Source organism: Thiobaca trueperi, assembly GCF_004342175.1.
Classification (GTDB): domain Bacteria; phylum Pseudomonadota; class Gammaproteobacteria; order Chromatiales; family Chromatiaceae; genus Thiobaca; species Thiobaca trueperi.
In genome coordinates this window covers 144,317-168,794 of the sequence record NZ_SMAO01000008.1, presented here as the reverse complement: position 1 = coordinate 168,794, position 24,478 = coordinate 144,317, and the positions used below count along the sequence as shown (strand labels likewise).

Below are 24,478 nucleotides of genomic sequence, written 5' to 3'. Positions count from 1 at the left end.
AACCACCCTGAATCGCAGGGCGAAGAGGTTATCCGATTCGTTATGCTGCTGGATGCGTTTTTCCAACGACCCGGGATTTCCGGGCGATTTTGGCGTTTGACAGACGGGTAATGCTTTGTTTTCATTCGGCGATTTTCTCGCCAGCCTCTAACATCGCAGGCTAAAAGATTGATTCGTAAAGATACCAACCAGATACCGGACGGCCTGCAAAGTCACACCCCCGTGATGCAGCACTATCTGCGCCTCAAGGCCGAGTATCCGCAGATGCTGCTCTTCTATCGCATGGGCGATTTCTACGAACTCTTCTTCGAGGACGCAGAACGTGCGGCGCGGCTGCTGGACATCACCCTGACCAAGCGCGGTCAGTCCGCCGGTCGCCCCATTCCGATGGCGGGCGTGCCCTATCACGCACTCGAAGGCTATCTGGCCAAGCTGGTCCGTAAAGGTGAGTCGGCGGCGATCTGCGAACAGATCGGCGATCCGGCCAAGAGCAAGGGGCCGGTGGAGCGGCGGGTGACGCGCGTGGTCACGCCCGGCACGCTCACCGATGAGGCGCTGCTTGAGGATCGGCGCGAGAACCTGCTGGCCGCCGTCGCCGAGGGCAAGGACAGTTTCGGTCTGGCGGTGCTGGAACTCTCCAGCGGGCGTTTCTCGGTGCTGGAGGTCACGACCCGCGAGGCGCTGGCGAGCGAGCTGGAACGGCTCAAGCCGGCTGAGATCCTGATCGAGGAAGACAGCCGGCTGCCGAACGAGCTGCGGATCGGGCATGGTGTCACCCGCCGTCCGCTCTGGCATCTGGATCCGGACAGCGGGGAGCGGCTGCTCTGCCAGCAGTTCGGTACCCGCGATCTGGCCGGTTTCGGCTGTGCCGCGCTGCGGCTGGCGGTCGGTGCGGCGGGCTGTCTGCTCCAGTATGTCCGCGACACCCAGTTCGCCGCCCTGCCCCATCTGCGCGGTCTGACCACCGAACAGCGCGATGAGGCGCTCATTCTCGACGCCGCGACCCGGCGCAATCTGGAACTGACCGAGAGCCTGAGCAGCCGCGCCGAACACACCCTGGCCGGCGTGCTGGATCGCACGGCGACCGCGATGGGCAGCCGGCTGCTGCGCCGCTGGCTGAATCGTCCGCTGCGTGACCGGCTGGCAGTAAGCGAACGGCATGCGGCGATTCGCGCCCTGATCGCCGAAGGCAATCTGGCCGATCTGCACCGGGCGCTGGCCGGCATCGGCGATCTGGAGCGCATCCTCGCCCGCGTGGCGCTGGGCACGGCGCGCCCGCGCGATCTCACGACACTGCGCGACTCGCTCGCGTCACTGCCCGCGCTGCACGACCTGCTGGCCGGCATGGACGATCCGCTGCTCGTGCGTCTGGACGCGGGGATCGGCGCGCATCCCGCCATTCTCGATCTGCTCCAGCGCGCCATCATCCCCCAGCCGCCGATGCTGATCCGCGACGGTGGCGTCATCGCCCCCGGTTTCGATGCCGAACTGGACGAACTGCGCGATCTGTCGCGCAACGCCGACCGCTTTCTGCTCGATCTGGAGTCCCGCGAGCGCGAGCGCACCGGTCTGCCCGGACTCAAGGTCGGTTACAACCGGGTTCACGGTTATTACATCGAACTGGGCCGCGCCCAGGCCGATCAGGTGCCGGCAGACTATATCCGCCGTCAGACGCTCAAAGGCGCGGAGCGGTACATCACGCCCGAACTCAAGCAATTCGAGGACAGGGTTCTCAGCAGCCGCGAGCGGGCGCTGGCGCGCGAAAAGGCGCTCTATGAATCGCTGACCGGTCAGTTGGCCGAATCCCTGACACCCTTGCAGACCAGCGCCACCAGCATCGCCACGCTCGACGCCATCGCCAATCTGGCCGAGCGCGCCGAGACCCTGAACTGGAGCTGTCCGGAGCTGACAGACACGGCCCTGATCGAGATTCAGGATGGTCGTCATCCGGTGGTGGAAGGCGTGATCGATACGCCGTTTGTCGCCAACAGTCTGCGGCTCGACGCCCGACGGCGGATGCTGGTCATCACCGGCCCCAACATGGGCGGCAAATCCACTTATATGCGTCAGAACGCGCTCATCGTGCTGCTGGCGCATGTCGGCAGCTTCGTCCCGGCGCGGTCGGCCATCATCGGCCCGGTGGACCGCATCTTCTCGCGCATCGGCGCCTCGGACGATCTGGCCGGCGGACGCTCGACCTTCATGGTCGAAATGGAAGAAACGGCCAACATCCTCCACAACGCCACCGCGCAGAGCCTGGTGCTGATGGACGAGATCGGACGCGGCACCAGCACCTTCGACGGACTTTCGCTGGCCTGGTCGTGCGGGGTGGAACTGGCGACCCGCATCGGCGCCTACAGCCTCTTCGCCACCCATTATTTCGAGCTGACCACGCTGCCGGACGAATATCCCGGCATTGCCAATGTGCATCTGGACGCGGTCGAGCATGGTCAATCCATCGTCTTCCTGCACGCGCTGCGCGATGGGCCGGCGAATCAGAGCTATGGTCTGGCGGTCGCCGCGCTTGCCGGCGTGCCCGCTCCGGTCATCGCCCGCGCCCGTGAACGGCTGCGCGAACTGGAAGAGACCGCCCGGCGTCACGCCGAGCGCGAATCGGTGCAGCTCTCGCTGTTTCCGCTGACCCCGGAACCCGAGCCGATCCCCGATCCCCCGGTTTGTGCGGCACTGCGCGAACTGGACCCGGACAGCCTCACGCCCCGCGCGGCGCTGGAGACGCTTTATCGGTTGAAGGGGATGCTGGAGCCGGCATGACCCGGCCCATGCGACTCCAGCCGGGCGCCTGGACGCTTTCCGGGAAAGTTTCTACCAGCCTGAAAGACCGCCAATTGGACAGGATTAACAGGATTTAAAACAATCACCTGTTAATCCTGTCTATTCGTGGCGTGTTATCCGGTATGGAGCCTTCAGAAAATCACCTTAAGCGGTGTCTTTTTTCTCGGGAAAGACCAGCGAGGCGATGACGCCGATCGCCAGCATGCCAAGCACGATCATGAGGCTGGTTCCCGGCGAGATATGCAGCCCGGTATCGCCGATGGCGTGGTTCCAGGATTGCAGCGCCATTTTCGCCGCGATGAAGAAGAGCAGCGCGATGACGGCCTTTTCCAGATGGACCAGATAACGGGTCAGCGCCGCCAGCACGAAATAGAGACTGCGCAGACCGAGGATGGCGAAGATCATGGCGGCATAGACCAGGAGCGGTTCCTGGGTCACGGCGATGACCGCTGGCACGGAGTCGAATGAAAAGGCGAGGTCCGAGGTTTCGATGGTCGCCAGACAGAGGAAGGCGGGGGTCGCATAGATGAGCCCTTTACGAGTGACCTGGGCATGTCGCTCGGCCTCCTCGCGACCGACGAACAATTCCTCATGCTTGACGAAGAAACGGTCGAAATGCAGCCGGGTGTAAATCGGCATCGCCCTGCCGGTCAGACGCACGCTCCAGTGATTGCCGTAATCCTCGATCTCTTCGCCATCGCCACGGCTCTTGAGCATCTGCACGCCGCTCCAGGCAACCAGTGCGGCAAAGACGAACCCGACCCAGGGGCTGGCCATGAAGAGACTGGCGCCGATCAGCACGAAGAGCGCCCGGAACAGCAGCGCGCCGAGGATACCCCAGTAGAGGATGCGGTGCTGGAGGCCGGATTTGATGCCAAAGGAGGCGAAGATGGCCATGAAGACCATCAGATTGTCCACCGACAGACTCTTTTCGAGGAAATAGCCGGCGAGATAGAGATCGGCCCATTCCTTGGAGAAACGTCCCCAGAGATAGCCATAAAAACAGAGCGCCAGGAACACCCAGAACGCCGACCATTTGGCCGCGTTCGAGACGCTGATTTCAGTGGTGTGCCGATGCGAGAACAGATCCAGATACAGTGAGACGCCGACCACGGTCAAAAAAATGACGATGGTTTCGGTCGGAAATCCGAAATGCTCCATACGATTGCTCCAGGGTTCAGCAGGGGTGAATAAAACGCAACGCAAAACCGCCGCTGAGTGCGGCGGTCGATGATCCGGGCGAACCAGCCTGTGAAGCGGGTCGCTCAGGGGCGGCGAGCATAGGCCAGATCGAAGATTTGCTCCAGTCCTGAATGCGTTCCCCGCACCTGTTCCACCACGGCGGCAACCCAGTCGAAATATTCCCGGCGGCGCTGGAGATCCCAGTCATGCGGCGGGCTGTCGGCCATGTCGCGCAGATTGCAGATCTTGTCGGCCAGCTTCAGCAGTCGCGCCCGCTCGCTCGCACCCGCCGCATGCCGGATCTGCAAGGCCTTGCGCTCGGCCTTGGGCAGGCTTTTGTCGTCCGTGACCTCCATCACCAGATCGCGGATCGCGGGGCCGAAACGCTCGGCCAGTTCGTCGGGCGTGGTCTGCGTATCCTCCACCGTGTCATGCAGCAGGGCGGCACAGAGCAGCAGCGGATCCTGCACGCCGGCCTCCAGCGCCAGCACCCGCATCAGTGCGATGGGATGATTGATATAGGGCGACGCCTCACGATCCTTGCGCCGCTGATCCCGGTGCTTGTGCGCGGCGAAGCTCAGTGCGTCGGCCACCAGCGCGAAGTCTGACTGATTCATTTTGAGGCTCCTGTTAAACCGCGCCCACTCGAACGTCCGTCGATTCTGCCAAGGCCGATTCAATCCTCAACGATCACATGCCGCACCGGGCGCGGTTTAGAAGAGCGCACGCAGCAATCGCTGATGCGATGGGTCCAGATAGCCGGCGAAGACCTCGTCGAAGGCGTCGCGGGCGACCTGCTGGCGCTCCAGCAGGCGCCCGATCAGTGCGCCCATTGCCAGCAGGGTGTCCGTCCCGGCCTGTCCCGTCTCGTGCAGATGCCGCGCCAGTTCGGTCAGATAGCGGGCCTGGACGCTCAGATCCTGAAAGTGTCCGAGTTGATCGAGCAGGGTCTTGAGCAGATCGATGAGCTGGCGGATGTCGCGCTTCGGATAGAGACCCTGGAAAAACTCCATCAGGTAGCGCAGCTTCTTGCAATGCTTGCGCAGCGCATGGAGCGCCTCGGGTGGCGAGTCCGGGCGGATCGCCCGCCCTTCGCGCCGCACGCGCTTCGCCAGACGCCGGATCTGTGCATCGGCGACGGCCTTGATGGGACGCCGGGCGTTGACGGGGATGATCTGTCCCGGTCGCTGCGCGGCGACCGGCGCGTCCAGAAAGACACGCCAGTCCTCAATCAGTCGGACAAAGGCGTCAGAGTCGAGCGCGGTCAGCAGATGCCCTCGCTCATCGTCGTAACGGTGCGACAGCTCCGCGTGCAGCGGTTCAAGACAGGGTCGCAGCGGGGCCGGAAGACATTGCCGGTCGGTCTCGAAACCGAGCAGATAGACATCCAGATCGCGCACCGGGCCGGTCACGCCCTGGAGCCAGGCGAAGCGGGCCTTGTAATCGGCCACCTCATGCTCGGGAAAGACGCCGCGCACCTGCGTCAGCACCGAACGGATCCGTCGGGTGGCGACGCGCAGATCGTGCAGCGGCTCGGGATCCTCATTCGCCCGCACCCCGTCGAGCGTTGCCAACAGGGTTGAGAACAGGCCGCGCAGAATCGTCCTGACAACGACATCGGCGTCCTCAGTCGGGTCGAGCGGCCTATCGGGTCTGGATGACTCACTCATTCAATCACTCCCTGGCGACTCACTTAAACCGCGTCCAGCGCGAGATGCTGAGTTTCGAGTGAATTCGACGTTTGGCACATCCACGGACCTTGGCGGCGACGCGGTTTAAAATTTTATATTTTTCTTAAACCGCGCCCGCTCTCAAGGTCGTCGATGCTGACAAGGTCGATCCAGCCTAAAACATCGCATACCGCACCGGGCGCGGTTTAAGTCACGAAAGATTCGCGATTCGAGGCGTAACATCCGCAGGATCCGCCGCCCGGCATGACAAACCAATCCGTTTGAACCCGGTCGAAACGCACATCAGACCAACCGCTGACGACTGCCCCTGACACCTGACGACTGAAAAATCCCGAGGCGAACCATGAACAAACTCGCACAGCTCAAGAGCATGACCACAGTTGTCGCCGATACCGGCGATTTCCAGTCGATCATCGACTATCAGCCCCAGGATGCAACCACCAATCCCTCGCTGCTCTACAAGGCGGCCCAACTGCCGGTCTATCGTGAACTGGTCGAAGACGCCCTGCTCTTCGGTCAGCGGCAGGGGGACGGCGACCGTCTCGCTCAATCACGCTGGACGATGGACAGACTGGCGGTCAATTTCGGTACCGAGATCCTCAGGATCGTGCCGGGCCGGGTCTCCACCGAGATCGACGCCCGACTCTCGTTCGACACCGAGGCCACCCTGCGCCGCGCCCATGAGCTGGTCGCGCTCTATCAGCAGGCCGGCATCGACCCCGGCAGCCGGGTGCTGTTCAAGATCGCCTCCACCTGGGAAGGCATCCGCGCCGCTGAACGGCTGGAGCGTGAGGGCATTCACTGCAATCTGACCCTGTTGTTCGGTTTCGCTCAGGCCGTCGCCTGTGCCGATGCGGGCGTGACCCTCATCTCGCCCTTCGTCGGACGCATTCTCGACTGGTACAAAGCGGCCGAGAATCTGGCCGGCTATCCGGCAGACGAGGATCCGGGCGTGCGCTCGGTGACACGCATCTTCAATTATTACAAGCGTCATGGCTACCAGACCGTCGTCATGGGCGCCAGTTTCCGCAATCTCGACGAGATCCTGGAACTCGCCGGCTGCGATTATCTGACCATCTCGCCCGCCCTGCTCGGCGAACTGGCTTCCACCGACGGCGATCTGCCGCGTAAACTGGATGCCGAGAAGGCCCGCGCGATGGATCTTGCCAGGGTCGAATACGACGAAGCGGCTTTCCGCTGGGAGCTCAACGAAGACGCCATGGCGACCGAAAAACTCGCCGAAGGCATCCGGGTGTTCGCCGCCGACACCCGCAAACTGGAGCAGTTCGTCCAGGAGGTCAGCCAGAGCGGTTAAATCGCACCCAGTGCGGTATGCGATGTTGTTGGCTTGAACAAATCTTGGCAGCATTGACGACCACCGGAGCTGGCGCGATTTAAGGCATTAAAAAATTTAAAATTTTAATCCGCGTCTCCGCCAAGATCCGTGATGCGCCAAATCGACAGAAATAAGGCCCGCATGCCCCACAACCTCATCGCTTCCGCACATCCCTGGCGGCTTCTGCTGCTGCTCCTGATCGCCGTCATGGCCGCCTGGCGGCTGGCCATCGCCGCGCTGCTGCCAGTGACGCAGGACGAAGCCTATTATTTCGACTGGGCGCGCAGTCTGGCCTGGGGTTATTTCGACCACCCGCCAGGGGTCGCACTGCTCGGGATCACGACCCTGCTGGAGCCGGGATCGGCCTTCATGGCCCGCCTCGGTGGACTCCTCGCCGGACTGCTCACGCTCTGGGTGCTCGCCCGTTTCTATCGTCACGGCGGGCTGACCGACCGGCGCGATCTGGGGCTCGCGCTGATTCTGGTCTTCGCGACCCTGCCGGGACTCGCCGGCGGTGTCATCACCACCCCGGATACCGCGCTCGCGCTGGCCTGGGCGCTGGCGCTGCACGAAGGCGAGCGCGCCCTGGCCGGGGATCGCCGACGCTGGCTGACGGCGGGGGCGGCGGTCGGCCTGGGTCTGCTCGGCAAATACACCATGGTGCTGATCGGCCCGGTGTTCCTGTGGGCCATCCTGCGCGCCGACCCGCGTGCGCTGCGCACGCCCTGGCCCTATCTGGGGGCGCTGGCGGCGCTGCTGGTGTTCGCACCGAACATCCTCTGGAACGCGCAGCATGACTGGCTGACCATGCGCTTTCAGTTCGGTCATGGTTTCGCCACCGATGCCGGCCCGCTGCTTGCGGCGACCGCCGAGACCATCGAGCATTCAGGCCCGCAGTCACCGGGCGAGCGACTCACCAGTCTGCTCGGCTATGTGGCGACTCAACTGGGGTTCTGGGGACTGATCGCGGTGCCGCTGCTGCTGGCGCCCTGGCTGGCGGGTCGAACTGAATCCATACCGAAGACGGCGGCTGCATCCAGTCTGTCGCGACCGGCGCGCGAGCTGCTGATCGCCGCGACCCTGTTTCCGCTGGGCTTTTTCGCTCTTGTGTCATTGACGAGCGAAGTCGAAGCCAACTGGCCGGTCATGTATCTGCTCGCCGCCGCGCCGCTGGCCGCCATCTGGCTGCGGCGGGTGTGGGGCTGGGCGCTGGCGGCGGTTGCCGCCAATCTGCTGCTGGTCAGTCTCTACGCCATCCATGCCGCCACCGGCCTGCTGCCGCTGCCCGACAGCCAGAACCGCATCCTGCGCGAGACGCATGGCTTCGCCGAGCTGGCGCAGGCGGTCGGCGAACTGGAACCGCCGGTCTATGCCGACCGCTATCAGACCACCGCCATGCTGCGCTTCTATCGCCCGGATCTGCACACCAGCCAGTGGCCCGGTCTCACCCGTCCGTCCGAATATCTACGGGGCCGGATCGCCCCGCGCATCACGCCGGAAGCCGTGAACGAGCCCTTCTGGCTGGTCAGCCGTTTCGGCGCACCGCCTGACATCGCCGGCTTCACCGCCGACACCCGGCGCACCCTGTTCGACTGTCTGGGTTCGTCCTTGCAGGCAGCCGCGACCGCGCCCTGTCGGCATCCGCTGCATGTGTGGCATCTCTACCGCTATGTGCCCCGGATCCTGTAATGCAATTGCATTGTCTGCGTGTCAGCACTAGGATGTATGCAATCCACGACTCCATTCACTGGAAAAGCCATGCCCGCCATGCTTGACGCTGAATCGACGCTCACCGACCGTTATCAGACCACTGTCCCGGAGAGCGTTCGCCGCGCGCTCAAATTGGGCAAGCGTGACAGAATCCATTACACCATCCTCGCCGACGGTGAGGTTGTCATCACGCGGGCCGCTCAAGCTGAGGATCATGACCCCGTCCTCTCGCAATTCTTGCGTTTTCTGGCCGACGACATGGCGAGCCATCCCGAGCGCATCCAAATGTTCGACCCCCATCTGTTACAACGTATCCAGTCGCTGACTGATGGCGTGGACGTGGATCTCGACCGGCCCCTGTCGGCAGACGATGAGTGAACACAACCGCCTGTTGCCGTTGATCGTCAATGGCTGGACGATCTTCGCCCATCCCCTGTTTCTTGAGCAGCTTGAAACGCTGATCCGGCAGGTCGAAGCACTCAAGCTGAAGGATCCGGTCGGTTATGTGAAGAAGAATGCAAGCAAGCGGCTGGCAGCCACCGCCAGACTGGCGTTTGAGGTCATCCCGCAAGACCCGACGCGCGTCGAGTACCGGCAGGGAAACACCCTTGGCGATGCACGCCGACACTGGTTCCGCGCCAAGTTTTTTCAGCAATACCGTCTGTTCTTCCGCTATCACGCGCCGAGCAGGATGATCGTCTACGCCTGGGTGAACGACGAAGACACCAAACGCGCCTACGAGCGCGACGATGACGCCTATCGGATCTTTCGTCACATGCTGGACAGCGGACATCCGCCAGACGATTGGGATCAGCTTCTGGTCGAGGCGCACGCCTGCACAGCGCGCATGCAAGCGATTGCGGGCGCTTACACCGGCCCGTCCTCCTCATAGCGGGTCAAAATCACCGGGACCGACTCCAGCGTGCGATGCACCGGGCAGCGGTCGGCGATTTCCAGCAGACGGGCGCGTTCCGCCGGGCTGAGGTCGCCGTGGATGTTGAGCCGCCGGATGATGCGTTCGACCTTGCCCCCTTTGGGCTCGCCATCGCCGCAATCCTCGGCATAGACCCGCTCATGCGTCAGACGGACCTCAACATCGTCGAGTGACAGACCCTTATGATTGGCGTACATCCGCAGCGTCATGGAAGTGCAGGCGCCGAGCGCCATCAGCAGCAGATCGTAGGGCGAAGGACCAAGATCCGAACCGCCGACCGCACGCGGCTCGTCAGCCAGCCATTGATGACGGTCGGTATAGAGTCCGCGCAGAAAGCGGGTATCGATCTCGGTGACCAGCACCTCGCCCGGCTGGACCTTGGGCGCGGTGCCGGTACTTGGCTCGAAACCGTGGCGTCCCAGCCCCAGATAACGGCTGGCCCAGGCCACCAGCGTCTCGGCCACATATTCGGCATCCTCACGATTGCTCAACATGTGATCGGCGTTGTCGAGCGAAATGAAGCTCTTGGGATGGCGGGCCGCCTGATAGATCTTGGCTGCCTCGTCGATGGAGACAATGGTGTCGAGCGGCGAGTGAAAGACCAGCAGGGCGCGATTCAGATGACGGATATGATCCGCCGAGACATACTGATCCAGATCGTCCAGCAGTTGCTGGCGGATGCGGAAGCGGCGCAGACCGATCTTGACCTCGGCCTCGCCGGTTTCCTCCAGCAGTCCGCGCGCCCCGCTGAACAGATGCTGCACATGGGCGGCGGTCGCGGGCGCACCGATGGTCACGACCGCCTCCACCGACGGCAGTTGCGGCGCAGCCGCCAGTACCGCCGCGCCGCCCAGACTGTGACCGATCAGCAGCGCCGGCGCCTGAAAGTCCTGTTCCAGCTTGCGCGCGGCGGCCAGCAGGTCCGCGACGTTGGACGAGAAATTGGTATTGGCGAAATCGCCGTCGCTGTTACCCAGCCCGGTGAAATCGAAGCGCAGCACCGCGATCCCGCGCGCAGCCAGGGCGCGGCTGATACGGCTGGCGGCGGCGATATCCTTGCTGCATGTGAAGCAGTGAGCGAAGAGCGCATAACGGGCGGTCGTGACCCGCTCCGGCGGGGTCTCCAGCAAACCCACGAGGGTCTGACCCTCTGCGTTCGGGAATTCGAGCTTGATGCGTGACATTCCAATTTCCCCGGTGTTGGTTGGGCGATCATAATAGAGTGTATTTGAACCGCAAAGGACGCCAAGCGGTATCACTTTTGACAGGATTAACAGGATTTTTCAAACCTTTGTTTTCAATCTTGTTTAATCCTGTTAATCCTGTCTAAATCAAAGACCTGCTCCCACTCCCCGTCATCTCAGAGTCACCATGAAATCGCTCGCCCGTCCGCTCCGCGCCCGCATCCATCTCGATGCGGTGCGTCACAACTATCGTCAGGCCAAACATCTGGCGTCCCCGGCGCGCGCGCTCGCCGTCATCAAGGCCAACGGCTATGGCCATGGCGCGGTCGCGCTGGCGCAGGCGCTCACCGACGAGGCCGACGGCTTTGCCGTGGCCTGTGTCGATGAGGCGCTGGAACTGCGCGAATCCGGCATCCACAACCCCATCCTGCTGCTCGAAGGCGTCTTTCACCCGGACGAGATCGCGGTGGTCGATCAGGCCGGGTTGTGGATGGCGGTTCACTGCCGTGAGCAACTGGAGTGGGTGCTGGCGTCGCGTCCGTCGCGTCCGCTGATCTGCTGGCTCAAGATGGATTCGGGGATGCACCGCGTGGGCCTTGCGCCGGACGACTTCGCCGCGTCCCATGCCCGGCTCGCCGCCTGCCCCCATGTCGGCAAGATCGTCGCGATGAGCCATTTCGCGCGGGCCGACGAGCCGGAACACCCCTACACCGCGCACCAGATCGCGGTCTTCGAGCAGGGGCTTGCAGGACTTGCGCTGCCCCGCAGTCTCGCCAATTCGGCGGGCATTCTGGCCTGGCCTCAGACGCACGGCGACTGGATCCGCCCCGGCATCATGCTCTATGGACTCTCGCCGCTCCCCGACGCGCATCCGGTGGGCCTGCAACCGGCGATGACGCTCGAATCCGCGCTCATCTCGGTACGCGACCTCCAGCCCGGCGAGCCGGTCGGCTATGGCGGGCGTTTCGTCTGCGAGCGACCGACCCGTGTCGGCGTCGCCGCCATCGGCTATGCCGATGGCTACCCGCGCCATGCCTGTGACGGCACCCCGGTTGCGGTCAATGGACAGCGCACCCGACTCATCGGGCGGGTGTCGATGGACATGATCACCCTGGATCTGACCGAGCTGCCGGACGCCCGCCCTGGCGATCCGGTCGAACTCTGGGGTACGACCATTTCGGCCCATGAGGTCGCCGAGTCAAGCGACACCATCGCCTATCAGCTCTTCACCGGCATCAGTCGTCGCGTGCCACTCTTCCATCATTCCCTGACCAATGGGGTGGCGTCATGACCAGCATCCTGTCCTGGCTCAATGCCCCCTGTCGCCCGCTGGACGACATCGCCGCCGAGGCGGCGCGACAGCGGCAGGATCAGCTCACCAAACCGCGTGGCTCGCTGGGTCGGCTGGAAGAGCTGGCGATCCGGCTGGCCGGCATGCAGGGCACCGCGACCCCATCGGTCGATCCGGTGCAGATCCTGCAATTCGTCTCGGATCATGGGGTCGCGGCGGAGGGCGTGTCGGCCTTTCCGCAGGCCGTCACCCTCCAGATGCTGCACAACATCGCCCGTGGCGGCGCGGCCATCTCGGTCATGGCCGATGCACTTGGCGCCCGCATGGAGATCTTCGATCTGGGCATCGCCACCGACCCCGGCCCGGTTGCCGGCGTGCGCGCGGCACGTCTCGGGCCCGGCACTGGCAACATCGCCCGCGAACCGGCAATGACCGCAAGCCAGCTTGCAGGCGCGCTGAATCTGGGCCGTGCCGCTGTCGAGCAGGCGCTCGACCAGGGGGCCGGACTCCTGATCTGCGGCGAGATGGGGATCGCCAACACCACCCCGGCCACCGCCCTGGCCTGCGCCCTGCTGGGGATCGCGCCCGGTACGCTGGTGGGGCCGGGAACCGGTCTGGATCCCGCCGGGATCGCCCGCAAGACCCAGGCGATCGAGAAGGCGCTTGCGCTGCACGCCACGTCCGGATGCACACCGCTCGACCTGCTGGGACGACTCGGTGGCTTCGATATCGCCGCCACCGTGGGCGCCTTCATCACCGCCGCGCAACGGGGTCTGCCGATCCTGGTGGATGGTTTCATCATCACCGCCGCCGCGCTCGCCGCCGTGCGTCTGCAACCCGCAACGCGCGGCTGGATGCTCTTCTCGCATGGCTCGGCGGAGCCCGGACACCGGCTCATGATGCAGGCGCTCGACGCCGATCCGCTGCTCGATCTCGGGCTGCGTCTCGGCGAGGGCAGCGGTGCGGCGGCGGCCGTCCCGCTGCTGCGTCTCGCCTGTGCCGTCCATGCGAAGATGGCGACCTTTGCCGAGGCCGGCGTGAGCGCAAGCGGGGACTGAATCATGCTCGATCTGCGTCCACTCTGGATCGCCGGGCGTTTTCTGACCCGGCTGCCCTTCCCCGATTCGGGACTGACCGCGCCTGCCGAGGCGGGCCGGGCGGTGCCCTGGTATCCCTTCATCGGTCTGGTGCTGGGCGGTCTGATCGCCAGCCTTGCCTGGGGGCTCCAGGGCACGAACCCCGGCGTTGCAGCGGCGCTGGTGCTGATTCTCTGGGTCTGGTCCACCGGCGCCCTGCACCTGGACGGACTCGCCGACACCCTGGATGCCTGGGTCGGCGGACTGGCGAGCCGCGAACGCACCCTGGAGATCATGAAGGATCCACGCAGCGGACCCATGGGGGTGGCGGCGATCAGTCTGGCGCTGATCGCCAAATGGGCTGGACTCCAGGCGCTGATCGCTCAGGGCGATCCCTGGCTGCTGCTCTGGATCCCGCTCCTGGCGCGGGCACAATTACCGCTTTTGCTGCTGACCGCGCCCTATGCACGCAAAGAAGGCATGGCCGCCGATCCATTCAACTGGCTGCCGCGCCGCAGGGCCTGGATCGCGACGCTCATCGCCTGGAGCGGCTGTCTGGCGATGGCTGGCTGGTACGGTCTCGCGCTGGTCGCCGCGACCCTGATCATCTTTGCACTCGCCAGACGGACCATGCTCCAGCGGCTCGGCGGATTCACCGGCGATACAGCCGGCGCACTGGTCGAAATCACCGAAACCCTGCTGGTGCTGGTTTGCGCCCTTCCAATCGGCGCCTGATTGGCGCGCCCGCCGCATTATCAAAAACCAAGCCTTTGTTTTTAATTACTTTTAATCCAAGCCAGCGCGATGCTCAAGCGGGCGCCGATCTGGCTGCGCGCACCTGTCCGCGTTCTCAGACGAGCGTCAGAAAGCCGGAAAATCTGCGTTATTTCATGGCAAGCGATTGAGATTGCTGATAATCTCCAGAAAACGAAAGGCCCGGTGTGTATGCCGCGCCAAATCTGCCGCCGACCCGATCAATACGCATGCGGCACAGCGGGCCGGGCTCGACCGCAAGCTGATGGCGTCCGACCAATGGTGACGCCAGGAGAGTTGGACCATGTATCGCTGGATCCAAACCGAGAAGGCACGTTATTACCAGGCTCAACTGGTTGAGGATCTGTTCGGGGACTGGACGCTCGTTTCCAGTTGGGGTTCACTCGATACGCGCCAGGGCGGCGTGCGCAAGACCGGCGTTCCCTCCTACGAGGCCGGCATCGACCGTATCCGGGCCATCGACAGACGCCGCCGGCTGCATGGCTATCGACTGGTGCAGGGCTGGCCGACGCAGGCATCAAGCGAATGGAACTGACCCGACCCGATTACCAGGGGGGCGGAATCGTCAACCTGATGAGCAGTCTCATCCAGGCGCGTGGCGGGCGGTCTGCATATCCCGCGCTGGATCGGCTGCCGGTCGCAGAGCTGGCACAGACGACCAACCTCATCCTGCTGGTGATCGATGGACTGGGTGCCGACTGGCTGGCGCGACATTCGCCCGATGGCATCCTCAATCGTGCGCGACGCGGGGACATCACCTCGGTCTTTCCTTCCACGACGGCGGCGGCCATCCCCACGTATCTCACCGGCGACGCCCCGCTTCAGCACGGGCTGACCGGCTGGCATACCTATTTCCGCGAGCTGGGCTGCGTGATGACCGTGCTTCCCGGCGTCCCGAGATATGGCGGTGTCTCCTATCGCCGCGCTGGCATCGATCCCGTCGCGCTCTTTGGCCACACATCGGTTTTCGATCGCATCGCCACGCGGGGCGTCATCGTTTCGCCCCATTTCATCGCCCGCTCGGACTTCAATCTGGCCCATCGCGGACGCGCCGAGATCCTCGCCTTCGATGGTCTTCAGGATCTGTTTCGCCAGACCCTGCGCGCACTGCGCTCCAGCACGCATCGCTGGGGCCGGCGACATCGGACAGAACCCCAATATCTTTATCTCTACTGGCCGCAACTGGACAGCATCGGTCACCAGCAGGGCATGGAAAGCGCTGCCGCCGTGGCGCATCTGGCCCAGATCGAAGCGGCGATCACCGACTTTCTGACCGCCGCCGCCGGCAGCGAGACCCGGCTGATCGTCACCGCCGATCACGGCCAGATCGATACCACGCCGACAGACAGCATCGATCTGTCCGATCACCCCGAACTGGCAGACTGTCTGCTGTTGCCGCTCTGCGGGGAGCCGCGCGCCGCTTTCTGCTACGTCCGCGCCGATCGCGCCAGCCGATTCGAGAACTACTGCGCTCAGGTGCTCGGCGATCAGGTCGATCTGTTGCCGAGCCGGCAGCTGATGGAATCAGGTCTGTTCGGGACCGGCACGCCGCATCCGCGCTTTCTGGACCGCATCGGCGATTACTGTCTGCTTCCGCGCGATCATCGTGTCATCCGCGACCATCTGCCCAGCGAAGAGCCCCATGTCCAGATCGGGGTTCACGGCGGACTGCATCCAGCCGAAATGCGGGTGCCGCTGTGCGTCCTGACAGCCTGATACGCTCAGGCACCAGCATTTTTTGACAGGATCAGCGACATGCGTCATTTTCATTTTGTGTTTAGCCCTGGGGATGTCACCGACCTCAGTGGAGACGCAGTTTAAAATTTCATATTATTGAATATCTTAAACCGCGCCAGCTCCAACCGTCGTCAGTTCTGCCAAGGCCGGTTCAATCCCCAAACATCGCATATCGCACTGGGCGCGGTTTAATCCTGTCTGAACTCAAACCTCGCCGCGATTGTAGTCAGGCTGCGCCGTGATCTTGTGGATACTGAGATCGGCGCCGAGATATTCGGCCTCTTCAGTCAGACGGATGCCGATGGTCAGCTTGATGAGTCCGTAGACGGCGAAGCCGCCAGCGAAGGCCACCAGTACCCCGACCAGGGTTCCGGCCAACTGAGCGGTAAGGGTGACGCCGCCCATGCCGCCCAGTGCCTTCAGCCCGAAGATCCCGGCGGCGAGACCGCCCCAGAGACCGCAGAGTCCGTGCAATGGCCAGACACCGAGCACGTCATCGATCTTCCATTTGTTCTGGGTCAGGGTGAAGGCATAGACGAAGAGCGCGCCGGCGATGCCGCCCGTGATGAGCGCACCAAGCGGGTGCATGAGATCCGAACCCGCGCAGACCGCCACCAGACCGGCCAGCGGGCCGTTGTGCAGAAAGCCGGGGTCGTTTTTACCCACGACCAGCGCGGCGAGGATGCCGCCAACCATCGCCATCAGCGAATTGACCGCCACCAGACCGCTCACCGCCTCAACGGTCTGAGCCGACATCACATTGAAACCGAACCAGCCAACCGTCAGGGTCCAGGCGCCCAGCGAGAGAAAGGGGATCGATGACGGCGGATGCGCAGTCATGCCGCCATCCTTGCGATACCGACCCGCCCGAGGACCGAGCAGCAGCACCGCCGCCAGCGCGATCCAGCCCCCGACCGCATGCACCACCACGGAGCCGGCGAAGTCATGGAAAGGCGCACCGAAGGTGCTCTCGATCAAGCCCTGCATCCCGAAATTGCCGTTCCAGGTCATGCCCTCAAACAGTGGGTAAAGCAGACCCACAATCAGGAATGACGCCAGGAGTTGCGGATAAAAGCGCGCACGCTCGGCGATGCCGCCGGAGACGATGGCCGGAATGGCTGCCGCAAAGGTCAGCAGAAAGAAGAACTTGACCAGTGAGTAGCCGTTCTTCTCCTGGAGCGCCTCGGCCCCGCTGAAGAAATCGATCCCGTAGGCCAGGCTGTAGCCGACGAAAAAGTACGCGATGGTGGAGATGGCGAAATCGCTCATGATCTTCGCCAGTGCGTTGACCTGATTCTTGGCCCGCACCGTGCCCACCTCCAGAAAGGCGAAACCGGCATGCATGGCCAGCACCATGACGGCGCCGATCAGGATGAATAAAACGTCTGTACCTGCCTGCAATGATTCCATCTGTCATCTCGTTGATCGTTATGGACGGAGGCGCCAAGCATGGATCGCGCCAACCCGCAGACAAGGCGGCAAGCGACGCCAGTGTCTGCCAGAAGCCATCCGCGTCCCGGATGAGCGATGCACCATTGAGGTGCCCGGAGGTCAGAATGACGCACTGAAATGTGACTAAACCGCGCCCGGTGCGGTATGCGATGTTTGGGGATTGGGTCAGCCTTGTCAGAATCGACCACTGTTGGCACTGGCGCGGTTTAAGCAATTCAATAATATGAAATTTTAAACCGCGTCCCCACTGAGGTCGGTGATCTGCCCAGAATCAGACACAAACTGAAAATGACGCATATCGCGCTGACGCGGTTTAACCGCACACCAGAAAAAAGCAGCGGCGTGATGACAGGCAATCCCGATAAAATGCGGGGCGCTATGATGAGGGGGGATCGCCGATGACAAACAGCATTGGCGAATCACGACAATAACGCGCAAAACCGCGAAGCACGGGTGATGACTATGATTTTCTGGTTGATTGGCGCCATGATCGGCGCCCTGGCTGGTTTCGGCAGCGTGGCGGTTGCGGCACTGACGGGCGAGCTGTCGCTGCCGATTCTGACCGGCAATGCACTGCTCGGCGTGGCGGTCGCAGTGGTGTCTGCGCTCATCCTGCAACGTCTGGTCGGCCGTCATCTGGTCGAGCTGGGAGCCACCCTGCACGCCATGCACCTGGACGGCGATCTCTCGCGCCGCGCGCCGGTCACGGCTGGTCCGGTCGGTGTCTGTGCCGATCGCTTCAATACGCTCATCGAGAGTTTTCAGGGGATCATCGGCAAGGTCATCTTCGATGCACAGCGGGTGGCGGACGCCGCCGATGTGCTGGCCGACCATGCGCGCAATGTGGCGGATGGATCGAGTGATCAGCGACAGGCTTCGTTGAGCCTGGTGCAGGTGATTGAGCAGATGACGTCTGGCGTCAATGCCGTGGCCGATCATGCGACAAAAACGGCTGACAATGCCCAGGACGCCCGAGACCTTTCACATGAAGGAACGCAGGCGGTGTCGGCGGCCTCAACTGAAATCGACCGCATTGCCGAATCGGTCGAACAGTCGGCCCAGGTCATCGCCGCGCTGGGAGATCGCTCGCAGGCGATCGGCGGCATCGTCAGCGTGATCCGCGAGATTGCCGAGCAGACCAATCTGCTGGCGCTCAATGCCGCCATTGAGGCGGCACGGGCGGGTGAGCAGGGACGCGGCTTCGCCGTGGTCGCCGACGAGGTGAGAAAGCTCGCCGAACGCACGGCCTCCGCCACCAGCGAGATCAGCTCCATGATCGCCGCCATCCAGAACGAAACCCGCGCAGCCATCGTGGCGATCCGCGCCGGCAGCGATCAGGCCCATGCCGGCGCGAATCTGGCCCGACAGGCGGCCGGTTCGCTTGATCGCATCAACCAGGGCGCGGAACAGAACATGGCGCGCATTGAGGAAATCGCCACCGCCATCGCCCAGCAAAGCCGCGAGGCCGACCGGGTGCTGGAGCATGTGCAAGAGATCATGACCATGATCGAACGCAACACCGCTGGCGCCGCTGAGACGCTCCAGGAGGCGCAGGGGCTCGAAAGTCTGGCCGCCAATCTGCATGAGATCAGCAAGGTCTTTCGTCTTGGTAAGACAGGCAACCAGGCGATGGCGGTCCATAACCGCATGCCGGCAATCGTGCAGCAGGCTGCCGACGAGCTGAGGAAGATCCTGGAACACGCCATCTCCACCAGACAGGTGAGCGAGGAGGCGCTGTTCGAGCCGACCTACCGGCCCATCCCCGATACCAAACCACCCAAATTCTCCACCGATTTCGATGCCATGACCGACCGCCTGTTCCCGCGCGTCCAGGAACCGATTCTGGAGCGCAATGCCGAAATCACCTATGCCATCGGCTGTGACCGCACCGGCTATGTTCCCACCCACAACAAGCGTTTTTCACAGCCGCTGACCGGCGATGAGGCACGCGACATGCTGCACAACCGGACCAAGCGCCGCTTCGACGATCCGGTGGGCAAACAATGCGGCGCGCATGAGCTGCCCTTTCTGATCCAGACCTATCGACGCGACACGGGCGAGATTCTTCACGACATCTCCGCACCCGTCTATGTCAATGGGCGCCACTGGGGCGGATTTCGGATCGGCTATCGCGCTTAAACCGCGTCCAGAGCGAGAGCTGAGTTTCGAGTGAGTTCGACGTTTGGCGCATCCACGGCCATTGGTGGGGACGCGGTTTAAATTTTATATTTTTTAATATCTTAAACCGCGCCAGCTCACACGGTCGTCGATGCCGCCAGGGTCGATCCAACCCAAAGGCATCACATATTGCACCAAGCGCGGTTTAATATGATGGCCCATCTCATGGTGCGGCGTCCGGCTGGCAGACCGCTGCCAGACGGCATAACTCGGCAAGATTGGCAGCGCCCATCTTTTCCATCATGCGGGCGCGGTGATTCTCGACCGTGCGGGGGCTGATCCCGAGTTCACGCGCCACATCCTTGTTGGTCAGCCCCTGAGTGGTCAGTTTCAAGACGGCATGCTCGCGCGGGGTCAACTGGCGGAAGCGGTCGAGGATCTCGTTTGCCGATGCAGCTTCCGCGCAGCGCCTGTCATTCTCTTCCAGCGCGGCGGCCACGCGCTGAAGCAGGACTTCAGTGCTGGCTGGCTTCTCCAGAAAGTCGATTGCCCCACCCTGGATCGCCCGCACCGTGGTCGGCACATCGCCAAAGGCGGACAGAAAAATGATCGGCAGGAGACAGCCGCGCTCCAAAAGCAGGCTCTGCAAATCGAGACCGCTCATTTCAGGCATGTGCTGATCCAGCAGCAGACAGCCCTGCTCCTCCGGGGCCAGGGCGTCCAGAAAATCGCTGGCGGAGGCAAAGCTTCTGACGCGATAACCCGCCAGTTCCAGAATCAGTGTCAGCGAATCCCGCATCCCCTGATCGTCATCCACCAGAAAAACGCTCTGTCTGTCTGTCATGACCACAATGTCCTCAAACACGACCTACCCTGTTCCGAAGGCCAAGGTATCATGGCGCTATGAGTAAAAATACGCAGACCTTTCTTGCCATCGGTTCGAATCTCGATCCTTTGCACCACGTCACGCTTTGTCTGGAGCGGCTGCGCACCATCCCCGACACCTGGCTGTCCGTCGAATCCCCCTGGTATCGCACCCGCCCCTGGGGGATCGAGGCGCAACCGGATTTTGTGAATCTGGTCGTCGGGCTGACCACGCGCCTGTCGCCGCGCGATCTGCTGCGCGAGACTCAGTCCATCGAGCAGGATCTGGAACGGGTACGCACGCTGCAAAATGGTCCGCGGACCATCGATCTGGACATCCTGCTCTTCGGTGATCGCATTCTGGATGAAGCGGGTCTGCGCATCCCGCATCCGGGCCTGCTGTTGCGGGACTTCATGCTGATACCGCTGATCGATATCGCGCCGACTGTCGTGCATCCCGAGCGCGGCCTTGCGGTCGGCGCACTGACGGGCGAAATCCGCTACCGTCAGATCATCGAGCGTCTGCCGGCTCAGGCGGGTGGATAGAGTTCGGGCAGGGGATCGGCGGTCTGTCGCGAGCCGCCCGCTGTCGCCCGATCCAGATAAGGCGCGAGACCTGTCCAGGCCGCTGCGCCATCCCAAACCTCGCTCGACGGGGCATAGATGGCGCGATCCAGCGTGCTCAGAGTCGCATCAATCCCCTCCCCGCCCAGACGGCCCGCCAGTTCGCCAAGCCCCGACGGCGACTGCGCAGGCCAGCGGATCTGACCCCAGCGAATCAGTGCGGTGCGGGCGGCGCGGGCATCGCCGGCCTGACAGGCCCGCTCGATCTGACGGCGGGCGGCGCGCAGCGACTCGTCCGCTTCCTCCGGCTTCACGGTGATCGCGCCGGGCGTTGCCTGACGGGCGCGGCGTTCACGCAGCCACCACCCCAGAGTCGCCAGCCAGACCAGCCCCAGCAGCAGCGTCAGCCAGGGCCACCAGCCGGCATCCGGCTGTCCCGCCATGGGCGGTTTGGGTGCAGCGGGTGCGGCGGCTTCGGGCGCGGCAGTGACCGCCGGCCCGGTGCTCGCAACCGGCGGTGGAGCGGTTCCAGCCGGCGCGGGCGCAACCTCCACCACGCGCGCCGGAATGATCGCGACCCGTGGCGCATCGTCAATCGTATCCCACCAGTCAAGCCGGATCTCGGGGAGGGTCAGGGGGCCGGCGCGGGTCGGCACCAGCGCCATCTTGAAACTCTTGATGGCGGTCGGCGCCGCGACGCCCGACAGATCCTCGGCGTGGGGCTGATCGGGATAGACCTGGACGCCATCCAGCATCCCCTGATCCAGATCCGGCAACTGCGCCGCTGTCGCGCCCTGCGCGGTGATGGTCAGGGTGCGGGTCAGGGGCTCGCCCACCTTGAAGACCGGTGGGGTCGGCGTCCACTCATCCGAGAGCTGCACCGAGGTCGCCGGCAGCCAGGGGGAGGTCGATCCATCATCCGGCCGGGGGCGGATCTGGAGGGTCAGATCCGACGCCCGTTCGACCAGGCGCCGCCCCGGACTGCCCATGCCCGGCATGCCCTGAAAGAGGCTCCCGCCAAACGCCTCGTCCAGATCTGCAAAGGGGTCGCGCTGACTGCTCGCGCGCGGCTCGGGCATCACGGCATCCAGACGCGGGCTCTGAATGGTCAGCGGCCCGCTGCGCTGAGGCGTCACCAGATAAGATCGCTCGATCACGATATAGGTCTGGCCATTGATGACCTGCTCGTGGCCATGATCCTCGCCGACACGCTGGACGGTTGCGCCTTCGACCTGCGGGTCGGACAGCGCGGCCTGTTGCGGTTGCTGGCGAAAATAGAGCTTCACCCGATAGCCGAAAGACTGCTGGACATAAGGATTCTGATGTTCGACTTCGGCCTCCATGAACACTGGCCGGGGATCGTCAGCCGGGTCGCGATCAGCGTCTGCGACGACTTCAACCGCAGTCGCCTGACTCTGCTCCGCGCCCAGCGAAATGACCGGGATCATCAGACGCCCCATCCGTTTGGGCGCCAGTTGCAGTGTCCATTGACGGGTGTTGGAGATGACCCCATTGACGATGCTCGTCACCTTGCTCTGGCCCCGGCTGAGGATGTCGAAATCCTGTTCCAGCGGGGTGAAATCCGGCTCGCCGGTGGTCGAGCCATCGGCAGTCAGACGCAGGGTCAGGGTCTCGCCCGCGCTTACCCGGTTGCGATCCAGTTGGACCTGAGGCGCGGCGGCCCATGCCAAGCCACTGGCGAGCAGCAGCCAGAGCAGCAGCGCCCGGCTCAGGATGGAAATCTTCGGCATCACGGCAACCGTCCCTCTCGACGCAGATGTTGTAACAGAAAACGCTGACGCAGCAGTCCGGCCGGATCGTCAGGCACCCGCCGCAACTGGGCCTCCATCGCCTCCTGCTGTTCACGCTCCTGGGGCGTCAGGGATGACTGAGCGACACCGGGTCGATCCGGCTGGTCATCCGATGGCTGATCGTTTTGACTGGCTGCGGCTGTACCCGACGCATCCAGCGGTGCGTCAGGCGTCTGCTCCGGCTTGAGCGCATCCCGACCGAAATCGCTGGCGTCGGGTGATGATCCGTCATGGTCTGACGGGGCCGGCTGCTGATCCGCCGTCCCGGTATCCGGTTCAGATGCCTGGTCATTTTGATCCGCTTTGGCCTGGGTCTCGGACGATGACGACTGGCCTTGACCCTGCCCGTCAGCCTGATCGTCGGCGCCATCCTGACTGTCCTGCTCGCCCGGTTCCTGATCCTTTTGCGACTGATCCGTGCCCTCCCCTTGCTTCTGCGGGTCGTCCTGTTGCGATGGGTCCGGCTGTGACTCGGGCGGCCTCTTCTGCTCCAGCGTTTTTCGCACCAGATCCAGATTATGACGCGCATCGGCCTGATTCGGATCCTGCTGCAACGCCTGTTCATACGCCTTGACCGCCTCGTCGAGCCGCCCGAGACGCGCCAGCGCATTGCCACGATTGTAATCCGTCTCCGCTCCCTGCAAGCCGGACAGCGCATCCAGCGCACCCTGAAAATCGCCCGACCGATAACGCGCCGCCGCCTGCCAGGCCGGATCCTGGAAACGCTCGGCAGCGGCCTGAGTGTCGCCAGCGGCAAAGTCGCGCGCGGCCTGCTGGTCGGGTCGCTGCCAGAGATCGGACCAGCCGACGGCCTGACCCGGCGTCGGCGGCAGAACCAGAATCAGCGCCACCACCGGCACCAGCCAGCCGCGCCGGAAGGCCAGCGCCGCCAGCGGCAGCAGGATCAGCAGCAGCCATGGGCCTTCCTCGCGCCATTGATCCGCAACCAGTTCGGTCTGGTCGATCCGCTCGCCCAATGCGCCGCCCGCCGTCAGAATCCGGGTATCGCCATCGCCGATTTCGGCCTCCAGATAACGCCCGCCACCCGCCCGCGCCAGCTCGCGCAGCGGCTCGGGGTCGAGCCGCGCGATCTGGATCGCGCCAGTGGCATCCTGGACGAAACCGCCACCTGCCGCTGGCACCGGCGCACCCTTCGCGGTACCGACCGCCAGCACCGACAGCCGATGCCCGGCGGACTGAAGCGCACGCGCCATCTCCAGCGCGCCGGCCAGATTACCCGCATCATCAGTGACCAGAATCAGCTCGCCGTTCCGTGCACCCGCCCGCTCCAGCAGATCGCCGGCGAATCTGAGCGCCAGATCGGTGCGACGCGGGCCGGGGACCGGAATCAGGTCCGTCGTCAATTGCGGAACCTGATCGGCGATGGTTTTCGCATCGCCAGTCAACGGCGAAACCACGAAGGGCTCGGGGCTGAAGGCCAGCAGAGCCACCTGTCCTTCGGTCGATACGCGCAGCAGATCCAGGATCTCGAAACGCGCTCGCGCCAGACGGGAGGGTTTCAAATCGGCGGCATTCAGACTGGGGGAAAGATCAAGCAGAATCACGCGCTGACTGGTCGTTGCAAACACCGGCTGCGGCAACCGTTCCCAGACCGGCCCGGCCAGCGCCAGAACCAGCAGCAGCCAACCGACACCCAGCAGAATCAACGGCCAGCGGCGCGGCGAGCCGGTCTCGCCCACCAGCAGATGCGGCAGCAGATGCGGATCGACGAGCCTGTTCCAGATCGAGGCATCAGACCGCGAGCGACGCCATAGCGCCCACAGCAGAAGCGCCAGCGGCAGGAGAGCAAGGAGCCAGAGAGGACGAAGCATGAGCATTCGGTCAATTCTAAATTCAGGCTGCCGGATCTTCGAGCAGTTTATGAATCTTAAGCGATCTGACCGAGTAAATCGCTACAGGGGGCATGTCTTTGAGCGGGCTGTGGCAATCGAACATGCCCC

Annotated in this window: 20 protein-coding genes; 12 read left to right on the top strand and 8 right to left on the bottom strand. The window is 63.7% G+C overall.

What is annotated here, in order from left to right:
- The first annotated feature begins 225 nt into the window (after nt 1-225).
- Nucleotides 226-2,772 (top strand): DNA mismatch repair protein MutS, encoded by a 2,547-nt coding sequence (gene mutS, locus EDC35_RS14955; protein WP_132978124.1) that lies wholly within the window; start codon nt 226-228, stop codon nt 2,770-2,772.
- A gap of 165 nt (nt 2,773-2,937) precedes the next feature.
- Here mutS and EDC35_RS14950 read toward each other — a convergent pair whose 3' ends face one another.
- The 3 genes from EDC35_RS14950 to EDC35_RS14940 form a co-directional block, all read right to left on the bottom strand.
- Nucleotides 2,938-3,954 carry a TerC/Alx family metal homeostasis membrane protein gene (locus EDC35_RS14950; protein ID WP_132978056.1) on the bottom strand — a complete coding sequence of 339 codons (1,017 nt, stop codon included), beginning with the start codon at nt 3,952-3,954 and terminating at the stop codon, nt 2,938-2,940.
- A gap of 104 nt (nt 3,955-4,058) precedes the next feature.
- Nucleotides 4,059-4,592, bottom strand: coding sequence for an HD domain-containing protein (locus tag EDC35_RS14945; protein WP_132978055.1), 534 nt, complete (start codon nt 4,590-4,592; stop codon nt 4,059-4,061).
- A gap of 96 nt (nt 4,593-4,688) precedes the next feature.
- The gene (locus tag EDC35_RS14940; RefSeq protein ID WP_132978054.1) at nt 4,689-5,645 is read right to left on the bottom strand and encodes a CHAD domain-containing protein; all 957 of its coding nucleotides are present in this window, start codon (nt 5,643-5,645) and stop codon (nt 4,689-4,691) included.
- Nucleotides 5,646-6,009: 364 nt separating this feature from the next.
- Here EDC35_RS14940 and tal point away from each other — a divergent pair, with 364 nt between their 5' ends.
- The 4 genes from tal to EDC35_RS14920 all read left to right on the top strand — a co-directional run bounded on the left by tal (nt 6,010) and on the right by EDC35_RS14920 (nt 9,604).
- A complete protein-coding gene (gene tal, locus EDC35_RS14935) occupies nt 6,010-6,981 on the top strand; it encodes a transaldolase (protein ID WP_132978053.1) in 972 nt (323 codons plus the stop codon).
- Nucleotides 6,982-7,143: 162 nt separating this feature from the next.
- Complete coding sequence (locus tag EDC35_RS14930) at nt 7,144-8,691, top strand: glycosyltransferase family 39 protein (RefSeq protein WP_132978052.1); 1,548 nt, start codon at nt 7,144-7,146, stop codon at nt 8,689-8,691.
- A gap of 69 nt (nt 8,692-8,760) precedes the next feature.
- On the top strand, nt 8,761-9,090 hold the full coding sequence (locus tag EDC35_RS14925; protein WP_132978051.1) for a type II toxin-antitoxin system PrlF family antitoxin: 330 nt from the start codon (nt 8,761-8,763) through the stop codon (nt 9,088-9,090).
- Nucleotides 9,083-9,604 (top strand): type II toxin-antitoxin system YhaV family toxin, encoded by a 522-nt coding sequence (locus EDC35_RS14920; RefSeq protein WP_132978050.1) that lies wholly within the window; start codon nt 9,083-9,085, stop codon nt 9,602-9,604. The genes EDC35_RS14925 and EDC35_RS14920 overlap by 8 nt, the downstream gene beginning before the upstream one ends.
- Here EDC35_RS14920 and EDC35_RS14915 read toward each other — a convergent pair.
- Complete coding sequence (locus tag EDC35_RS14915) at nt 9,580-10,830, bottom strand: bifunctional alpha/beta hydrolase/OsmC family protein (protein WP_132978049.1); 1,251 nt, start codon at nt 10,828-10,830, stop codon at nt 9,580-9,582. The genes EDC35_RS14920 and EDC35_RS14915 overlap by 25 nt on opposite strands.
- A gap of 187 nt (nt 10,831-11,017) precedes the next feature.
- On the opposite strand from EDC35_RS14915, the gene alr reads away from it, so the two are divergent.
- The 5 genes from alr to EDC35_RS14885 all read left to right on the top strand — a co-directional run bounded on the left by alr (nt 11,018) and on the right by EDC35_RS14885 (nt 15,687).
- Complete coding sequence (gene alr / locus EDC35_RS14910; RefSeq protein WP_132978048.1) at nt 11,018-12,121, top strand: alanine racemase; 1,104 nt, start codon at nt 11,018-11,020, stop codon at nt 12,119-12,121.
- Nucleotides 12,118-13,179: a nicotinate-nucleotide--dimethylbenzimidazole phosphoribosyltransferase gene (gene cobT, locus EDC35_RS14905; protein WP_132978047.1), complete on the top strand. Its 1,062-nt coding sequence runs from the start codon at nt 12,118-12,120 to the stop codon at nt 13,177-13,179. The genes alr and cobT overlap by 4 nt, the downstream gene beginning before the upstream one ends.
- A gap of 3 nt (nt 13,180-13,182) precedes the next feature.
- Nucleotides 13,183-13,932, top strand: coding sequence for an adenosylcobinamide-GDP ribazoletransferase (locus tag EDC35_RS14900; RefSeq protein ID WP_132978046.1), 750 nt, complete (start codon nt 13,183-13,185; stop codon nt 13,930-13,932).
- A 322-nt stretch (nt 13,933-14,254) separates the two neighbouring features.
- Nucleotides 14,255-14,506 carry a hypothetical protein gene (locus EDC35_RS14890; RefSeq protein WP_132978044.1) on the top strand — a complete coding sequence of 84 codons (252 nt, stop codon included), beginning with the start codon at nt 14,255-14,257 and terminating at the stop codon, nt 14,504-14,506.
- A complete protein-coding gene (locus EDC35_RS14885) occupies nt 14,497-15,687 on the top strand; it encodes an alkaline phosphatase family protein (protein ID WP_132978043.1) in 1,191 nt (396 codons plus the stop codon). Before EDC35_RS14890 ends, EDC35_RS14885 begins: the two co-directional genes overlap by 10 nt.
- A 225-nt stretch (nt 15,688-15,912) precedes the next feature.
- Here the strand turns inward: EDC35_RS14885 and EDC35_RS14880 are convergent, their stop codons facing one another.
- The gene (locus tag EDC35_RS14880) at nt 15,913-17,118 is read right to left on the bottom strand and encodes an ammonium transporter (RefSeq protein WP_132978042.1); all 1,206 of its coding nucleotides are present in this window, start codon (nt 17,116-17,118) and stop codon (nt 15,913-15,915) included.
- A 498-nt stretch (nt 17,119-17,616) separates the two neighbouring features.
- On the opposite strand from EDC35_RS14880, the gene EDC35_RS14875 reads away from it, so the two are divergent.
- On the top strand, nt 17,617-19,299 hold the full coding sequence (locus tag EDC35_RS14875; protein WP_243651695.1) for a methyl-accepting chemotaxis protein: 1,683 nt from the start codon (nt 17,617-17,619) through the stop codon (nt 19,297-19,299).
- A gap of 202 nt (nt 19,300-19,501) precedes the next feature.
- On the opposite strand, the gene EDC35_RS14870 is transcribed toward EDC35_RS14875, so the two are convergent.
- Nucleotides 19,502-20,122: a response regulator transcription factor gene (locus EDC35_RS14870; protein WP_132978041.1), complete on the bottom strand. Its 621-nt coding sequence runs from the start codon at nt 20,120-20,122 to the stop codon at nt 19,502-19,504.
- A gap of 59 nt (nt 20,123-20,181) precedes the next feature.
- Here EDC35_RS14870 and folK point away from each other — a divergent pair, with 59 nt between their 5' ends.
- A complete protein-coding gene (folK, locus tag EDC35_RS14865) occupies nt 20,182-20,688 on the top strand; it encodes a 2-amino-4-hydroxy-6-hydroxymethyldihydropteridine diphosphokinase (protein ID WP_132978040.1) in 507 nt (168 codons plus the stop codon).
- Here folK and EDC35_RS14860 read toward each other — a convergent pair.
- Nucleotides 20,673-22,457, bottom strand: a complete 1,785-nt coding sequence (locus EDC35_RS14860) for a BatD family protein (RefSeq protein WP_132978039.1) — start codon at nt 22,455-22,457, stop codon at nt 20,673-20,675. The two genes, folK and EDC35_RS14860, sit on opposite strands and share 16 nt — an antisense overlap.
- Complete coding sequence (locus EDC35_RS14855; protein WP_243651694.1) at nt 22,457-24,349, bottom strand: vWA domain-containing protein; 1,893 nt, start codon at nt 24,347-24,349, stop codon at nt 22,457-22,459. The genes EDC35_RS14860 and EDC35_RS14855 overlap by 1 nt, the downstream gene beginning before the upstream one ends.
- Nucleotides 24,350-24,478: the final 129 nt, after the last annotated feature.

What these genes read in the sequence shown, in the direction of transcription:
- EDC35_RS14860 (WP_132978039.1), bottom strand. Translation starts at nt 22,457, where the DNA reads ATGCCGAAGATTTCCATCCTGAGCCGGGCGCTGCTGCTCTGGCTGCTG.
- EDC35_RS14855 (WP_243651694.1), bottom strand. Translation starts at nt 24,349, where the DNA reads ATGCTTCGTCCTCTCTGGCTCCTTGCTCTCCTGCCGCTGGCGCTTCTG.
- cobT (WP_132978047.1), top strand. Translation starts at nt 12,118, where the DNA reads ATGACCAGCATCCTGTCCTGGCTCAATGCCCCCTGTCGCCCGCTGGAC.
- EDC35_RS14945 (WP_132978055.1), bottom strand. Translation starts at nt 4,592, where the DNA reads ATGAATCAGTCAGACTTCGCGCTGGTGGCCGACGCACTGAGCTTCGCC.
- EDC35_RS14950 (WP_132978056.1), bottom strand. Translation starts at nt 3,954, where the DNA reads ATGGAGCATTTCGGATTTCCGACCGAAACCATCGTCATTTTTTTGACC.
- EDC35_RS14940 (WP_132978054.1), bottom strand. Translation starts at nt 5,645, where the DNA reads ATGAGTGAGTCATCCAGACCCGATAGGCCGCTCGACCCGACTGAGGAC.
- folK (WP_132978040.1), top strand. Translation starts at nt 20,182, where the DNA reads ATGAGTAAAAATACGCAGACCTTTCTTGCCATCGGTTCGAATCTCGAT.
- EDC35_RS14885 (WP_132978043.1), top strand. Translation starts at nt 14,497, where the DNA reads ATGGAACTGACCCGACCCGATTACCAGGGGGGCGGAATCGTCAACCTG.
- EDC35_RS14925 (WP_132978051.1), top strand. Translation starts at nt 8,761, where the DNA reads ATGCCCGCCATGCTTGACGCTGAATCGACGCTCACCGACCGTTATCAG.
- mutS (WP_132978124.1), top strand. Translation starts at nt 226, where the DNA reads ATGCAGCACTATCTGCGCCTCAAGGCCGAGTATCCGCAGATGCTGCTC.
- tal (WP_132978053.1), top strand. Translation starts at nt 6,010, where the DNA reads ATGAACAAACTCGCACAGCTCAAGAGCATGACCACAGTTGTCGCCGAT.
- EDC35_RS14880 (WP_132978042.1), bottom strand. Translation starts at nt 17,118, where the DNA reads ATGGAATCATTGCAGGCAGGTACAGACGTTTTATTCATCCTGATCGGC.
- EDC35_RS14920 (WP_132978050.1), top strand. Translation starts at nt 9,083, where the DNA reads ATGAGTGAACACAACCGCCTGTTGCCGTTGATCGTCAATGGCTGGACG.
- EDC35_RS14915 (WP_132978049.1), bottom strand. Translation starts at nt 10,830, where the DNA reads ATGTCACGCATCAAGCTCGAATTCCCGAACGCAGAGGGTCAGACCCTC.
- EDC35_RS14900 (WP_132978046.1), top strand. Translation starts at nt 13,183, where the DNA reads ATGCTCGATCTGCGTCCACTCTGGATCGCCGGGCGTTTTCTGACCCGG.
- EDC35_RS14890 (WP_132978044.1), top strand. Translation starts at nt 14,255, where the DNA reads ATGTATCGCTGGATCCAAACCGAGAAGGCACGTTATTACCAGGCTCAA.
- EDC35_RS14870 (WP_132978041.1), bottom strand. Translation starts at nt 20,122, where the DNA reads ATGACAGACAGACAGAGCGTTTTTCTGGTGGATGACGATCAGGGGATG.
- EDC35_RS14930 (WP_132978052.1), top strand. Translation starts at nt 7,144, where the DNA reads ATGCCCCACAACCTCATCGCTTCCGCACATCCCTGGCGGCTTCTGCTG.
- alr (WP_132978048.1), top strand. Translation starts at nt 11,018, where the DNA reads ATGAAATCGCTCGCCCGTCCGCTCCGCGCCCGCATCCATCTCGATGCG.
- EDC35_RS14875 (WP_243651695.1), top strand. Translation starts at nt 17,617, where the DNA reads ATGACTATGATTTTCTGGTTGATTGGCGCCATGATCGGCGCCCTGGCT.